General features: G+C 74.0%; 15 protein-coding genes. 5 read left to right on the top strand and 10 right to left on the bottom strand.

What is annotated here, in order from left to right; genetic code table 11:
* The first annotated feature begins 115 nt into the window (after window positions 1-115).
* Entirely contained in the window at window positions 116-709 is a 594-nt protein-coding gene (locus tag ACGFIG_RS25950) for a GNAT family N-acetyltransferase (RefSeq protein ID WP_393007099.1), read from the top strand.
* Window positions 710-788: 79 nt separating this feature from the next.
* Window positions 789-1,517 carry a helical backbone metal receptor gene (locus ACGFIG_RS25945; protein WP_393007097.1) on the top strand — a complete coding sequence of 243 codons (729 nt, stop codon included), beginning with the start codon at window positions 789-791 and terminating at the stop codon, window positions 1,515-1,517.
* Window positions 1,518-1,546: 29 nt separating this feature from the next.
* On the opposite strand, the gene ACGFIG_RS25940 is transcribed toward ACGFIG_RS25945, so the two are convergent.
* On the bottom strand, window positions 1,547-2,500 hold the full coding sequence (locus ACGFIG_RS25940; RefSeq protein WP_393007095.1) for a TerC family protein: 954 nt from the start codon (window positions 2,498-2,500) through the stop codon (window positions 1,547-1,549).
* Between the two features lie 299 nt (window positions 2,501-2,799).
* On the bottom strand, window positions 2,800-3,498 hold the full coding sequence (locus ACGFIG_RS25935) for a CBS domain-containing protein (RefSeq protein ID WP_393007093.1): 699 nt from the start codon (window positions 3,496-3,498) through the stop codon (window positions 2,800-2,802).
* Between the two features lie 191 nt (window positions 3,499-3,689).
* Between ACGFIG_RS25935 and ACGFIG_RS25930 the strand changes: the two genes are divergently transcribed.
* Complete coding sequence (locus ACGFIG_RS25930) at window positions 3,690-4,265, top strand: hypothetical protein (RefSeq protein ID WP_393007091.1); 576 nt, start codon at window positions 3,690-3,692, stop codon at window positions 4,263-4,265.
* A 167-nt stretch (window positions 4,266-4,432) separates the two neighbouring features.
* Window positions 4,433-4,825, top strand: coding sequence for an FKBP-type peptidyl-prolyl cis-trans isomerase (locus ACGFIG_RS25925; RefSeq protein WP_393007089.1), 393 nt, complete (start codon window positions 4,433-4,435; stop codon window positions 4,823-4,825).
* 249 nt (window positions 4,826-5,074) lie between these two features.
* Here the strand turns inward: ACGFIG_RS25925 and ACGFIG_RS25920 are convergent, their stop codons facing one another.
* The 6 genes from ACGFIG_RS25920 to pdhA form a co-directional block, all read right to left on the bottom strand.
* Window positions 5,075-5,425 (bottom strand): STAS domain-containing protein, encoded by a 351-nt coding sequence (locus ACGFIG_RS25920; protein ID WP_393007087.1) that lies wholly within the window; start codon window positions 5,423-5,425, stop codon window positions 5,075-5,077.
* A gap of 218 nt (window positions 5,426-5,643) precedes the next feature.
* The gene (locus ACGFIG_RS25915; protein ID WP_393007085.1) at window positions 5,644-6,909 is read right to left on the bottom strand and encodes an Ig-like domain-containing protein; all 1,266 of its coding nucleotides are present in this window, start codon (window positions 6,907-6,909) and stop codon (window positions 5,644-5,646) included.
* Between the two features lie 246 nt (window positions 6,910-7,155).
* Window positions 7,156-8,820 carry a right-handed parallel beta-helix repeat-containing protein gene (locus ACGFIG_RS25910; protein ID WP_393007405.1) on the bottom strand — a complete coding sequence of 555 codons (1,665 nt, stop codon included), beginning with the start codon at window positions 8,818-8,820 and terminating at the stop codon, window positions 7,156-7,158.
* A gap of 138 nt (window positions 8,821-8,958) precedes the next feature.
* Window positions 8,959-10,347, bottom strand: a complete 1,389-nt coding sequence (locus ACGFIG_RS25905) for a dihydrolipoamide acetyltransferase family protein (protein ID WP_393007083.1) — start codon at window positions 10,345-10,347, stop codon at window positions 8,959-8,961.
* Complete coding sequence (locus ACGFIG_RS25900; protein WP_393007081.1) at window positions 10,344-11,360, bottom strand: alpha-ketoacid dehydrogenase subunit beta; 1,017 nt, start codon at window positions 11,358-11,360, stop codon at window positions 10,344-10,346. The genes ACGFIG_RS25905 and ACGFIG_RS25900 overlap by 4 nt, the downstream gene beginning before the upstream one ends.
* Window positions 11,360-12,526: a pyruvate dehydrogenase (acetyl-transferring) E1 component subunit alpha gene (gene pdhA, locus ACGFIG_RS25895; protein ID WP_393007079.1), complete on the bottom strand. Its 1,167-nt coding sequence runs from the start codon at window positions 12,524-12,526 to the stop codon at window positions 11,360-11,362. Before pdhA ends, ACGFIG_RS25900 begins: the two co-directional genes overlap by 1 nt.
* Window positions 12,527-12,630: 104 nt before the next feature.
* Between pdhA and ACGFIG_RS25890 the strand changes: the two genes are divergently transcribed.
* Entirely contained in the window at window positions 12,631-13,137 is a 507-nt protein-coding gene (locus tag ACGFIG_RS25890) for an Lrp/AsnC family transcriptional regulator (RefSeq protein WP_393007077.1), read from the top strand.
* A 36-nt stretch (window positions 13,138-13,173) separates the two neighbouring features.
* On the opposite strand, the gene ACGFIG_RS25885 is transcribed toward ACGFIG_RS25890, so the two are convergent.
* Both ACGFIG_RS25885 and ACGFIG_RS25880 read right to left on the bottom strand, forming a co-directional pair.
* Entirely contained in the window at window positions 13,174-14,145 is a 972-nt protein-coding gene (locus ACGFIG_RS25885; protein ID WP_393007075.1) for a DNA polymerase domain-containing protein, read from the bottom strand.
* A 96-nt stretch (window positions 14,146-14,241) separates the two neighbouring features.
* A complete protein-coding gene (locus ACGFIG_RS25880) occupies window positions 14,242-14,472 on the bottom strand; it encodes a hypothetical protein (RefSeq protein ID WP_393007403.1) in 231 nt (76 codons plus the stop codon).
* Between the last annotated feature and the right edge of the window lie 110 nt (window positions 14,473-14,582).

Genomic DNA, 14,582 nt, shown 5'->3' with positions numbered 1-14,582 from the left:
GCGTCGGCCGGGGCGAGTCTAGGCGGTCGATCATGACCGGCGCGGCGGTGGTGTCCCTCGGCCCGCACGCCGCAATTCGGTTGAGGCTCGGCGCCCGCGCCGCTGGGATGGGCGGGTGAGCGTCTTCCTGAGCACCCCCCGACTGGTGCTGCGCGAGTTCACCCCCGACGACGCCGACCTGCTCGTCGGGCTCGACAGCGACCCCGAGGTGATGCGGTACCTCACCGGCGGTCGGCCCACCCCGCCCGAGGCGGTCCGCGAGCGCGTCCTGCCCCGCATCCTCGCCCACTACCGGCGACCACCGGGGCTGGGGTGGTGGGCGGCGCAGGACCGGGGGTCGGGCGAGTTCCTGGGCTGGTTCGAGTTCCGCCCGACCCGCGACGGCGACGCCCGGGAGGTGGAGCTGGGCTACCGGCTGCGCCGGGCCGCCTGGGGCGCCGGGCTCGCCACGGAGGGCTGCCGGGCGCTGATCGACAAGGGCTTCGCCGAACTCGGCGTGCGACGGGTCACCGCGAACACCATGGCCGTCAACGCCGCGTCGCGCCGGGTCGTGGAGAAGTCCGGGCTGCGACTCGTGCGCGCGTACGTCGGGGACTGGCCGGAGCTGATCGACGGCGCGGAGCACGGCGAGGTGGAGTACGCGCTGACCCGCGAGCGCTGGCTGCGCCACGCCGCCGAGCAGCCCCGCCGCGCGCCGGCCGCGGACTGAACCGCGCCGACCCGCGCGGGTCAGGGCATGATCGACCGGTACGCCGGTGTTCGGCGTACCCGACCGGGGAGGTGCGCGGGTGCGCGTCGTGTCGTTGGTGCCGTCGCTGACCGAGGCCGTCGCCCTGACCCTGCCGGGTCTGCTCGTCGGCGCCACCGACTGGTGCACCCACCCCGCCGGGCTGGAGGTGGCGCGGGTCGGCGGGAGCAAGTACCCGGACCTCGACCGGGTGCTCGCGCTGCGCCCCGACCTGGTCCTGCTCAACGTCGAGGAGAACCGCCGCGAGGACGCCGACGCGCTGGCCGCCGCCGGCGTCGCGGTGCGGGTGACCTATCCGCGTACCGTCGACGAGGCGCTGGCCGAGCTGGCGGCGCTGCTGGGCGACCTGGGTGCCCCGGCCGAACCGGAGTGGCTCGTCCGGGCCCACCGGGCGTGGGCCGACCTGCCTGTCGCCCGGCCGCCCCGCCGGGCGGTGGTGCCGGTCTGGCGGCGGCCGTGGGTGGTGCTGGGCGCCGACACCTTCGCCGGCGACGTGCTGCGCCGGCTCGGCGTGAGCAACGCGTACGGCGACGACGTCGAGCGTTATCCCCGGCCGAGCCTCGACGAGCTGCGCGCCCGCACGCCGGAGCTGGTGGTGCTGCCCGACGAGCCCTACCGGTTCACCGCCGGCGACGGGCCGGAGGCGTTCCCCGGCATCCCCTGTGCCCTGGTCTCCGGTCGGCACCTGACCTGGTACGGCCCGTCCCTCGCCGAGGCGCCCGCCGTGCTCCGCGCCCAACTCGCCGACCCCGTCGTACGACCGGGCTGACCGCCCGGGTCCCGCCCGCCCGCGCGCGGTCAACCGCCCACGCGCCGACGCCGTTCCCGGGAGGCGTCGACCATGCTCCAGCCGATGGCGACCGACAGCGTCAGCACCACCACGACGAGGGTCAACCAGACCGGCAGCTTCCCGACCGGCGTCTCGGCCAGGATCAGCTTCACCCCGGCGAAGGCCAGCAGCACGGCCAGCCCGTACCGCAGGTGGCCGAAGTGCCGCAGCAGGCCGGCCAGGCAGAAGTAGAGGCTGCGCAGGCCGAGCACGGCGAACGCGGTCGCCGTCCAGACGATGAACGTGTCGGTGGTGATGGCGAGGATCGCCGCCACCGAGTCGATCGCGAAGATCACATCGGTGGCCTCGATCGAGACCAGCGCCACCAGCAGCAGGGTGGCCCGGCGCCGGCCGTCGACCCGGACGGTGAACCGGCCGCCGTGGAAGCGGGGCTCCGTGGGCACCAGCCGCCGGAACGCCCGGACCGCGACGTTGCGGTCGGGGTCGACGTCCGGCTCGCCGCGTACCGCCAGTCGCCACCCCGTCCAGATCAGGAAGGCGCCGAGCACGACCCCGGCCCAGGTCAGCCGCTCCAGCAGCTCGGCGCCGGCGAAGATGAAGGCCAGCCGGAACGCGAGCGCACCGACGACCCCCCAGAAGAGCACCTTGTGCTGGTACGCGGCGGGCACCCGGAAGTACCCGAACAGCAGCGCGAAGACGAAGACGTTGTCGACGGAGAGCGCCTTCTCCAGCAGGTAGCCGGAGAAGTACGCCACGGCCGGCTCGCCGCCCCGCCACAGCCAGATCACCAGGCCGAACGTGAGCCCCGCGGTGATCCAGATGCCGCTCCACAGCAGCGCCTCGCGTAGCTCGATCACGTGGTTGTCGCGGTGCGAGAGCAGGTCCACGGCGAGCATGACGGCGATGACCGCGCCCACCACCGCCCACGCCCAGAGAGGTACGGCGAACGTCGCCTCGTCCATCCGGCGTCCTCCGCATCCCCGACGGCGACCCCCGCGGCCGACGACGGCCGGCCGCGCGGGGTGCGCACCTCTCGGCCTGCGGCCCGGCCTCGCCAGCTGGGTCCGCGGACGCGGGTGACCGGGCCGCTCGACGCCGCCAGGGCCGCCCCCACACCCGACGCCCCCACATCCTCGTCGCCGCCGCTGCGGCCCGGCGGCGGCCCGCGTGCGCGTCCGGTCCCGAGCCTAGGCGAGCCGCCCACCGGCCGGCGACGGTCCGGACAAGTCCGCTGCCGCCGGCGGGCCGGCCCGCACCCGTCTCAGGCCACCGGCGTGAACCGGGCCGTTTCCAGGTCGACGAGGGTGGTGTCGTCGACGTCGTAGGCGAGCGTGCTCGTCACCCGGACCACGCCGCTGACCTGCCCGGCCAGCCGGGACGCCAACTCGGCCGCGCTGCGCCGGTCCAACCGGCCGTCGAGTGTCACCTCGCCGTCGCGCACCCGTACGGTGACCAGGCCGTCCCGCACGGCGAGGACCCGGCGCAGCACCTCCTGCACCACGTCCTCCCGGATCTCCGCGTCGCTGCGCAGGTGCACCCGCAGCAGGTCGCCGCGGGTGACGATGCCGACGAGCCGCCCCAGGTCGTCGAGCACCGGCAGCCGCTTGACCGACTCCCGGTCCATCTGGCGGGCGGCGGCGGTGATCGTGGTCCCGGAGAAGACCGTCACCGGCGGCGCGGTCATCAGGTCACGCGCCACCAGCGCGTCGGCCTTCTCCCGGGCGGTACGGCGCCGGCGCCCCTCGAAGACCCGCCGTTCGTCCGGGCGGCCCGCCCGCTCGACCTTGTGCAACAGGTCCGACTCGGACACCACGCCCAGCACCCGGCGGAAGGCGTCCACCACGGGTACCCCGCTGATGCCGCGCCGGACCAACGAGTCGACGATCTCCCGGTAGGGGGTCTCCTCCCCCACCGTCGCGACCTCGCGGGTCATCACGTCGTCCACCTGCCACGTCCTCATCACGGCCTCCCTGTCGTCGCACCTGCGACGCTACGGCCGGGACGGGCCGCCGGGTCAGGGTCGCCGGACCGGGCCAGGAGGGGTCCAAGGTCCCGGTCCGGTGGGGCCCGGTCGGCCCTGCCCGGCAATCGCCGGTGGGCGTCCAATGGAGTTGCCACCGGGACAGCGCGGTGAGAGGGACACGAAGGGACGTGGAGACAATGACCGCGACGATCGAGCGCACCACCGCCAGGACCGCCGCTCCCGTGGCGGAGACCGGGCACGTCGGGGAGACCACCAGGGAGCGCGCAGCCCGGTACGTCTTCGCCGGCATCCGGATCGCCCTCGGCTGGACCTTCCTCTGGGCGTTCCTCGACAAGGTCTTCGGTCTGGGCTTCGCCACCGAGGCGAAGAACGCCTGGATCAACGGCGGCAGCCCCACCAAGGGCTTCCTGACCTTCGGCGCGGCGGGTCCGTTCGCGGACTTCTACCACGGCATCGCCGGGGCGGCCTGGGCCGACGTGCTCTTCATGGCCGGTCTGGCCGGGATCGGCATCGCGCTGCTGCTCGGCATCGGGATGCGGGTCGCCGCGGTCGCCGGCGCGGTGCTCTACGTGATGATGTGGACGGTCGTCCTGCCCCCCGAGAACAACCCCTTCATGGACGAGCACCTGCTCAACGCGGCGCTGCTGGTCGGTCTCGCACTGGTCAACGCCGGCGCGACCCTCGGCCTCGGCAAGGTGTGGGCGAAGCTCCCGATCGTGCGGCGGTTCCCCTGGCTGCGGTGACCGGGCGCGGTACCTCCCCTCGGCGGGCGTCACCACCGGTGGCGCCCGCTTCCGCGTGTCCGCCCGGCCGTACTTCTGCCTTCGGGGACCGCCACACACCGGCCGGACGCCATCGGGCAGGATCTCGGGTGACGGACATCAGGACCGAAACGGTAGGAGATTCCCGAATGGACAAGGCAGCAGGCGCCCGCCCAGGCAAGCCCGAGGTGGGTCCGATCGAGGGCGCGCCCCCCGCCGACCTCGTCATCGACGACATCACCGTGGGTGAGGGGCCGGAGGCCCAGCCGGGTCAGCTGGTCAGCGTCCACTACGTGGGCGTCGCGCACTCCACGGGCCGCGAGTTCGACTCCTCGTGGAACCGGGGCGAGACGTTCGAGTTCGGGCTCGGCGCTGGACAGGTCATCGCCGGTTGGGACCAGGGTGTCGTGGGCATGCGGGTCGGCGGCCGGCGGCGCCTCACCATCCCGCCGCACCTGGGCTACGGCAACCGGGGTGCCGGTGGCGTCATCAAGCCGGGCGAGACCCTGGTCTTCGTCGTCGACCTGCTCGGCGTGCGCTGAGCGGACGGCACACCACCGCACCGGCGGTGAACGGCCGAAGGGGGCGGTGAACAGCCGGGCCACGGGCCGGTGCGGACGACGGGCGACGTCGTCGGCACCGGCCCACGCCGCGATACAGGCCACGGCACCGGCCCGCCCGGCCCGCAGGCCGGTGGCTGCGGGCGGACCGTGCAGGGCGCCGGCTGCGGCTGGCCAGGGCACCGGCCCGTGGGCCCCGTCACGGTGACGCGGGGCTGAGGCCGGCGCGGGTCAGCAGGGCACCAGCTCCCGGTCGGCAGACGCGTCGACGATCGATATGACCCGGTGCAGGCCGGTGGCGCGCAACACCCGCTCGACCACCGGGTCGGGTCGCAGCAGCACCAGCTCGCCGCCCCGCGCGCGGACGCGCAGGTGCGCGGCGACCAGCGCCCGCACCCCGGCGGCGGAGAGCAGGCGGACGCCGGAGAGGTCGAGCCGGAGCACGGGCCGGGCCGGGGCGGCCCAGAGCGCGGAGCGGAAGGCGGCGACCGTGGCGATGTCGACCTCGCCGACGGCCCGCACCTCCACCTGGTGGTCGGCCACGGTGATCTCCACGTGGAGCCGGTCGTCGCGCTGTCGCATACCGACGAACCTATCCCCCGCCCCCGACATTTCCGCCCTGCTGAGGGACCAGATCCGGGTACGCCCAGGGTCATCCCCCGGGCCCTCCCGGATCCTCCTCGGGGATGACCCGACCGCGCACCACGGGCTGCGGCGTCGGCGGGCGCAGACGACCGGGTTCCGCGTGGGGACCGGCCCGCGTGGCGGCGGACCGGTCCCCAGGTGTGCGTACCGTCGGATCAGCCGCCGCGCACGGACGGTGCGGGCGCCGGGGAACCCCCGGCCACCGCGCCCGGGTGCGGCGCGGGCGACGGTGACGGCTTCAGCCCGGCCGGAACGGGCAGCGCGCTGCCCTTGACGAACTCGTCCCAGCTGACGTTCCAGGCCGTCCAGCCGTTGCCCTCGTTCAACGGCACCTCGGTGCCCTTGACGGTGACCAGGTCGCCGACCTGGGTCACCCCCATGAGCCAGTCCGCGGCGGCGGCGGAGACGTTGGTGCAGCCGTGCGAGACGTTCGTGCTGCCCTGGTCCCCCTCCGACCACGGCGCCCCGTGGATGAACTCCCCGCCCCAGGTCAACCGCTGGGCGTCCTCGACGTCCACCACGTAGGGGTCGGCCGAACCCCGGGTGTCGAACGTCGTCTGCTCGTGCTTCTCCATGATCACCATCTTGCCGCTGGAGGTCGGCGTGCTCGGCTTGCCGAGGCTGACCGGGATCCGCCGTACGACCTTGCCGTCGCGCAGCACCGACATCTGCTTGGTCGCGTTGTCGATCTCCAGGGCCACCTGCCGGCCGATCTTCGAGGTGGCGGTGCGGTCGGAGTCGCCGACCAGGTCCTTGCCGATCGGCAGGCCCTCCAGCCCGGCGCGGACGCTGATGCTCGTCCCCGGGCGCCAGAAATCGGGGGCCCGGTAATAGGCCTGACTGCCGTCGGACACCCACGACCACGCGCCCGGCTGCGGCGGATCGGTCTTCACGAACAATCGGCGCTGCACCTCACTCCTGGCCTCTTTCGGAATGGGCGGGTCGAACGCCACGGTCACTGGCATCGCGGTGCCGTACGTCCGATTACCGGCGAAATACAACGTGCTGGTGATTGCCGGCTTGGTCGATTTCGGCATCGTCGTGAAGGTGGTCTTGCGGGTGGTCGTCTTCCCCGAGTCACCCGTCGCGGTCACCTCCGCCGTGTAGGTACGCCGCGGCTTCAGGGGCGCCTTCGGCACCCAGCCCGAACCGTCCTCCCTGGGCTCCGCCTCGACCTGCTTACCCTTGTCGTCGATGATCCGGACGGCGGTGACCTTCCCGTTCCTGACCGCGGTCCCCACCTCGGCGGTGATCGGCACCTCGCCGGCGCGGTCGGTGGGCGTCACGGTCAGCTCCGGCGCCACTGCCCGCCCCTCGGCCGGCTGGGCACCCGGCTTGCGGTCGGCGGTGCACCCGCCCAGGGCCACCGGCGCGGCCGCGATGGTCACGGCCAGCACCGTCAGTCGCCGCCTAAACTCCATGATGCGTCCCCCCGTTAATTGGTGTCCCTCAGCCACATTCTCTCGGTGCCGCGCGGGGCGGGCCCGCAATTTCGACGGAATCGGTAAAGCAATTATGGGAAGCGTTTCCCGCGCTGCACTCAATGGGGCCACTCGCGCCGGCTTCCGGTTCCGTCCGGAATCGTCCGCCCCGCCACCCGCCCGTCCCGGTCCCGGCCCGCGCGGCACGGCGACACCCGATACGGCACCAGCGCGACGAGCCTGCCCTCACGTCCAGTCGTCGTCGCCGTGGTTGCGTTCCCACCGGCCACCGACGGGCGGGGTGTCCATCCGGATGGCGGAGTCCGCGTTACCGGCGAGGTCGTTGTCCTCGACCCGGCAGTCCACGCAGCTGCCCTGCTCGGTGATCCACAGCCCGTGGTCCTGCATGCTCGGCTCCCGGTTGTCCCAGATCCGGTTTCCTCTGATGGTGGCCGAGTCGACGGCAGCGTTGATCGCGATGCCGGCCCGCACCGGCGGCCCGGCCGGCAGCTCGTACCGGGTGCCCGGCGCCGGGGTGGCCCCGCTCCACCCGCTCGACGCGTCCGGCCGGATCGGCGCGAGGGTGAGTTCGCTGTCGTCGTTGGCCGCCACCACGGCGATCCGCTCGCCGACGCGCACCACCTTGCCCCGGTGGCCGTCGTTCGGCCAGGCCGCCCGCCGGTCCACCACCGACCTCTCGGTGTACCGCACCGAGTCGCCGTGCCCGCTCATCGCCGGCGCCCACTGCCGCCCGTTGTTGCGGATCCGGTTGCCGACCACGATGGCGTCGCGGACCGGGCGGTCGATGCGGATGGCGTCGGCGCTGTTGCCGTAGAAGTCGTTGCTCTCGATGACGATCTCCTCGGCGACGGCCTGCTCGGATCCGCCGAGGTCGCGCTGGTGGTAGCCGTACCGGCCGTTGCCGCTGATCCGGTTGCCACGGATCGTGTACGGGCCCGGGGTGTTGCCGATGCTGACCCCGTCGCGCAGGTTGCCGTCGATCACGCAGTCGGTGAGGATGCCGCCCCGCCCGGCGGTGTGCGTGGTGCCCTTCGCCGAGACGTGGAAGCCCGCCTCCAGGTTGCCGGTCATGGTGCAGGCGGAGACGATCAGGCCGTTGGCGCCCCAGTCGGAGATGCCGAAGCGGTTGCCCTGGGCGTGGCAGCCGATGATCCGCACTCCCCGTGGGCGCAGGTGCTCCGCCGCCTGCAACTCCAGGAAGATGCCGTTGGTCGCGTTGGCCACCGCACTGCAGTTGACGATGTTGAGCCGCTCGACGCTGCCCCAGCCGCCGATGCCGACGCCGATGCCGGCGCCGCCCATCTCGGTGCCGTTGTCCAGCCGTCCGCAGCCGGCCACCAGCACCCCGTCGATCAGGCAGTCCTGGAGGAAGTCGCAGCCCAGGCCGGTGGCGGCGGTGTGGTGGATGTACAGGTTGCGGAAGGTCCCCCGGACGACGTACTGCAGGCCGAGCCCCTTGGCCAGCGGGTTGTAGTCCGCCGACGCCACCCCCGAGCCGTCGATCTCGAAGTCGGCGAAGGTGCAGTCGGCCAGGTGCCGGTCCCGGTCGGCGCCGTGCTGGAGCGTGGTGTAGAACGCCAGCGGCGCCGGGTCGGCCCGGTTGCCGGCGTTGCTGAGCACGAAGCGGGTCGCCCCCGGGCCGGCGCCGACGAGCGACACCCCCGTACGCCAGACGGTGCCCGCGTCCCGCATCGAGTAGACCCCGGGCGGGCAGTAGATGATCCGGGCCCGGCCGTCAGCGGCGCACGCGTCGCCGAGCCGGTCCACCAGCGCGGCGAGCGCCGGCTGGTCGTTGGTCGCCCCGTCGCCGACCAGGCCGTGTTCCCGGGCGTCGCAGAGCAGTGGCGCGCCGGCCACCGCGTAGCGGCGCACGCCGCCGGCGGAGGGCATGTCCGGGTACGCCACTCGTCCTCCCCTCGGCGAGACTGCCCGGCCCGCATTCCCGGCCCCGGCGGGGGAAAACGCGCCCGCGACGGCGTCGGCCCCGGCCCCGGCCGGAGGCGGGAACCGGGGCCGACGCGGCCTGGTTCAGACGTTCGCGATCAGCACCGCCGGCCGCTCGACGCAGTCGGCGACGTGCCGCAGGAACCCGCCGGCCACCCCGCCGTCGCAGACCCGGTGGTCGAAGGTCAGGCTGAGCTGCGTCACCTTGCGCACCGCCAGCTGCCCGTCCACCACCCAGGGCTTGTCCACGATCCGTCCCACCCCGAGCAGCGCCGCCTCCGGGTGGTTGATGATCGGGGTGGAGCCGTCGACGCCGAAGACGCCGTAGTTGTTGAGCGTGAACGTGCCGCCGGTCAGCCGGGCGGGGGGCAGCGTGCCGGCCCGGGCGGCCGTGGTGGTCGCCGCCAGTTCGGCGGCCAGTTCGGCGGTGGTGAGCCGCTGCGCGTCGCGCAGCACCGGCACGACCAGCCCCCGGTCGGTCTGGGCGGCGATGCCCAGGTGCACCCCGGCGGACTGGACGATCCGCTGGCCCTCGGTGTCGACGCGGGCGTTGAGCTGCGGGTACCGGCGCAGCCCGGACAGGCAGATCCGGGCCAGCAGGGCCAGGATGCTCACCGGCGCGTCCGGGGTCGCCGCGTTGATCGCCGCGCGGGTCTCCAGCAGGCCGGTGGCGTCCACGTCCACCCAGATGGTCACCTCGGGGATCTCCCGCCGGCTGCGGGAGAGCTTGTCGGCGATCGCCTTGCGGATGCCGGTCAGCGGAACGACCACGTCCGCCGCCTCGGGCTCGGCGGGCTGGTCCGGCACCGCCGCGAGCCGCGCGGCCGGCGACGTCGCCCCGGCCACCGCGGCCTCCACGTCGGCGCGGCGCACCACCCCGCCCGGGCCCGTGCCGCGCAGCGCGGTCAGGTCGAGGCCGTGCTCGCGGGCCAGCCGGCGCACGATCGGCGAGATGACCAGCGGCGCCGCAGCGGCGTCCGGACGGTCGGCAGGGCCGGCCGGGCGCTCGACAGGGCCGGCCGGGCGGGCGGCCGGGGCGGGCGCCGCCGACGCGGCGGGGGTGGGATCGGGCGCGGTCACGAGGCGCGGGCGGCGACGCCGCCGCCCCGGGCCGCCGTGGCCGGTGCCGTACCCGATGAGGACGTTGCCGGAGCCGGCCCGCTCCTCCTCACGGTAGGTGGCGTGCCCGGCGGGCTCGGCGGCGGTCCCGCCGTCGCCCGTCAGCGGGGCGATGGTGATCAGCGGCTGGCCGACCGGGCGGGTCTCACCCGCCGCGCCGTGCAGCGCCACGACCCGTCCGGCGTACGGGCAGGGCACGTCGACGACGGCCTTGGCGGTCTCCACCTCGACGACGCTCTGGTCCACCGTGACCACGTCACCGACGGCGACCCGCCACTCGACGATCTCGGCCTCGCTCAGCCCCTCGCCCAGGTCGGGAAGGAGGAAGACCTGCGCCCCGTCCACGGTGGTCACGCCGCACTCCCCCGGCTCAGCCAGCGCCCGTCGGGCTGGTCGTCCCACTGGAGCCGGGCCACCGTGTCGAGGACCCGGTCCACCGACGGCAGGTGGGTGTGCTCCAGCATCGGCGCCGGGTACGGGATGTCCAGCCCGGACACCCGCAGCACCGGGGCGTGCAGGGCGTGGAAGCAGCGCTCCTGCACGCGGGCGGCGATCTCGGCGCCGACCCCGGCGAAGCCCTGCGCCTCCTGGATGACCACGCAGCGGCCGGTGCGCCGGACCGAGGCGGTGACGGTCTCGTCGTCGAACGGCACGATGCTGCGCACGTCCACGACCTCCAGGTCCCAGCCCTCCTCGCGGGCGGCTTCGGCGGTCTCCAGCGCGACCGGCACCGCCGGCCCGTACGCGACGAGGGTGGCGTCGCGGCCGGCCCGGCGGACGACGGCCCGGCCGATCGGCGCGGTCGTGGCCGGCAGTTCCGCCTCGGCACTGGAGAAGTAGAGCTTCTTCGGCTCCATGAACACGACCGGGTCGGGGTCGTCGATCGCCTGGCGCAGCAGTGAGTACGCGTCCTCGACCGTCGCCGGGGTGACCACCTTCAGCCCGGGCGTGTGCGCGTAGTACGCCTCGCTGGAGTCGCAGTGGTGCTCGACCCCGCCGATGCCACCGGCGTACGGCACCCGGATGACGATCGGCGCGCTGAGCGCGCCCCGGGTGCGGTTGCGCAGCTTCGCCACGTGCGAGGCGATCTGCTCGAACGCCGGGTACGCGAACGCGTCGAACTGCATCTCGACCACCGGGCGCAGGCCGGACATGGCCAGGCCGACGGCGAAGCCGACGATGCCGGCCTCGGCGAGCGGGGTGTCGAAGCAGCGCTTGTCGCCGAAGCGGGCCTGGAGGCCGTCGGTGATCCGGAAGACGCCGCCGAGCGCCCCGACGTCCTCGCCGAAGACGACCACCCGGTCGTCGTCGAGCATCGCGTCGGCGAGCGCGGCGTTGAGCGCCTTCGCCATGGTCAGGGCGGCCATCAGCGCTCACCCTCCTCGTCTGCGGCGGCGGCCAGCTCGGCGCGGACCTGCTCGCGCTGCTCGACCAACTGCGGGGTGGGCTCGGCGTAGACGTGCTCGAAGAGGCTCATCGGGTCGACCGTCGGCTGCGCGTTCATCCGGGTGCGCAGGTCGGCGGCGTACGCCTCGGCCTCCTCCGTCACGGCGGCGACGCCGGCGTCGTCGAGCGCGCCGCGGGCCCGCAGGTACGTCTCCAGCCGGGCCACCGGGTCCCGGTCCCGCCACGCCTCGACCTCGGCGCCGTCGCGGTAGCGGCTCGCGTCGTCGGCGTTGGTGTGCGCCTCCATCCGGTAGGTGTGCGCCTCGACCAGGAAGGGGCCCTTGCCCGAGCGGGCGTGCTCGACCGCGCGGGTGAGCACCGCGAGCACGGCCACCGGGTCGTTGCCGTCGACCTGCTCGCTGGGCACGCCGTAGCCGACGCCCTTGTAGGCCAGCGACGGCGCGGCGGTCTGCCGGGACAGCGGGACGCTGATCGCGTACCGGTTGTTCTGCACGAAGTAGACGACGGGGGCCTTGAACACGGCGGCGAAGTTGACGCCCTCGTGGAAGTCGCCCTCGCTGGTCGCCCCGTCACCGATGAACGCCAGCGCGACGGTGTCGCGTCCCTGGTACGCCTCGCCGTAGGCCAGCCCGGCGGCGTGCACGCACTGGGTCGCCAGCGGGGTGCACTGCGGCGCGGTGTGCCGCTGCGCGGGGTCGTACCCGCAGTGCCAGTCGCCGCGCAGCAGGGTCAGCACCTCGACCGGGTCGATGCCCCGACTGACGAGGGCCATGGACTCCCGGTAGGTCGGGAAGACCCAGTCCGTGTCGCGCAGGGCGAGGACGGCGCCGACCTGGCAGGCCTCCTGGCCGCGCGAGGACGGGTAGACGGCCAGCCGGCCCTGCTTGGTCAGGGCGGTGGCCTGGATGTCGAAGCGGCGGCCGACGACCATCCGCCGGTGCATCTCGACGAGTGCCTCGACGGGCGGCTCGGGGTAGTCGGCGGGGGCGGGCAGCGGCGTGCCGGTGGGGTCGAGCAGGCGGACCGGCTCGGTGGCCGGCAGCAGCGGCTTGGCCGGGTCGGGCGGGGTGGCCTTCCGGCGGCTGCGCGGGGATGCCCTGCGGACCGCCTCGGGTGTGGTCGTCACGGCGGGACCTCCTGGACGTGTGGTGGGCCTATGCTCCTGCTGTTGGATGATTGACTCAAGATCCAGGAAGAACGCGGGACGGATGGCATGGCAGGAGCGTTGAGATGAGCCAGGAGTCCGGAGGCGCAGCGGAGCGGGCGGCGGGAACGGGACGTTCGGCGCGACCGATGGACGAGGTGGACCGGCGGATCGTCGACGAGCTGGTCCGCGACGGCCGCACGTCGGTGCGGACCCTCGCCGAGCGCATCCACATCTCCCGCACCAACGCGTACGCGCGGGTCGAGCGGCTGCTGCGCGACGGGGTGATCACCGGTTTCCGGGCGCAGGTCGCGCCCGAGGCGGCCGGGCTGGGCACCTCGGCGTACATCGCGTTGAAGATCGAGCAGAACACCTGGCGGGAGGTGTCGGCGGAGCTGGCCCGGGTCCGCTACATCGAGCACGCCGCCCTGCTCGGCGGTGACCACGACGTGCTCGCCCTGGTCCGGGCGCCGGACAACGCCACCCTGCGCGACGTGGTGCTGGGCCGGGTGCAGAGCATCGCGGGCGTACTCTCCACGCGCACCTGGCTGGTCTTCGAGGAGTTCGACGGCGAACGCAGCCCCTGGGAGTAGACCGGCCTGACGTCCTCCCGACGCCGGCCGGGCCGCTCAGCGCTCCGGCGGGGCCGCCAGCCCCTCCCGGTCGGCCAGCTCCAGCAGCGGCTCGAGGGAGAACCGCCGCGCGTCGAGGCCCGCGTGCGGGTCGCCGCGCTCGGCGAACCGGGCGGGCATCGTGCCCACGGTGAAGTCCTCCGGCCGGGCGTCGGCCAGCTCCGACCAGTCGAGCGGCGCGGAGACCAGCGCGCGCGGGGTCGGGCGGATGGAGTACGCCGAGGCCATCGTGTGGTCCCGCGACATCTGGTTGTAGTCGACGAAGACCGGCCGGTCCCGCTGCTCCCGCCACCAGGTGGTGGTGACCAGGTCCGGCAGCCGGCGCTGCATCTCCCGGCCCAGCGCCAGCACCGCCCGCCGGCAGTCGCCGAAGCTCCACCGGGGCTCGATGGACAGGTAGACGTGCAGGCCCCGCCCGCCGGTGGTCTTCGGGTAGCCGGTGAGGCCCAGCTCGGCGAGGAAGTCGCGCACCTCGTGGGCCACCGGCACCACCTGGTCGAACACCACGCCCGGCATCGGGTCCAGGTCGATCCGCAGCTGGTCGGGCCGCTCGACGTCGGCGGCGGAGACCGGCCACGGATGGAACCGCAGCGTGCCCAGGTTGGCCGCCCAGATCACCACCGCCAGCTCGCTGGGCGCGACCTCGTCGGCCGTACGCCCGCTGGGGAAGGTGATGTGGGCGGTACGCACCCAGTCGGGCGCCCCCGCCGGCAGCCGCTTCTGGTAGAAGGCGTCGCCCCGGTTGTCCTGCCGGGTGCCGATCTTCGCCCCCTCGAAGACGCCGCGCGGCCACCGTTCCAGCATGGTCGGCCGGTCCCGCAGGGCGCGCAGGATGCCGTCGCCGACGGCGAGGAAGTAACGCACCACGTCCCGCTTGGTCAGCCCGAGTTCCGGGAAGTACGGCTTGTCGGGGCTGGAGACGCGCACCAGCCGCTGCCCCACCTGGATCTCCTCGGCCGCCGCAGCCACGCCCCACCGTAACCCGCCCGGCCGGCCGGCACGCCCCGTCACGGCCGGTGGCCGGGTGCCCGACTCGGGACGCCCGGCCACCGGTGGCGGCGTACCTCAGCCCATCTCCTCCTGGAGGCGCGCCAGGAGCATCGTCTTGCCCTGCTCGCCCGCCTTGCGGTTGTTCTCCTGGATCTTGCGGAACCAGGTGGCCAGCTCCGTGTCGCCCCGCGCGTCGGCGTCGGCGATGTAGTTCTCCAACTGCCAGATGTGCTGCAACGACATCTGCAGCGCGTGGATCAGGTCGTAGTTCTGGTCCCTCACCGGGCTCGCCGGCTCCCTGACCATCGTGGCCACGGCGCACCTCCCCATCTCGGTGATCGGTGGAGCCGACGCATACCCGCCGCGGGCCCGGACACGCCCGGATGGACGCGGTTACCCGGCGCGGGCCCCGGGTA

It is taken from the genome of Micromonospora sp. NPDC049048 (assembly GCF_043197615.1).
Taxonomy (GTDB): domain Bacteria; phylum Actinomycetota; class Actinomycetes; order Mycobacteriales; family Micromonosporaceae; genus Micromonospora.
The sequence above is the reverse complement of the archived record's forward strand: the minus strand, read 5'-3'. Positions and strand labels throughout refer to the sequence as shown.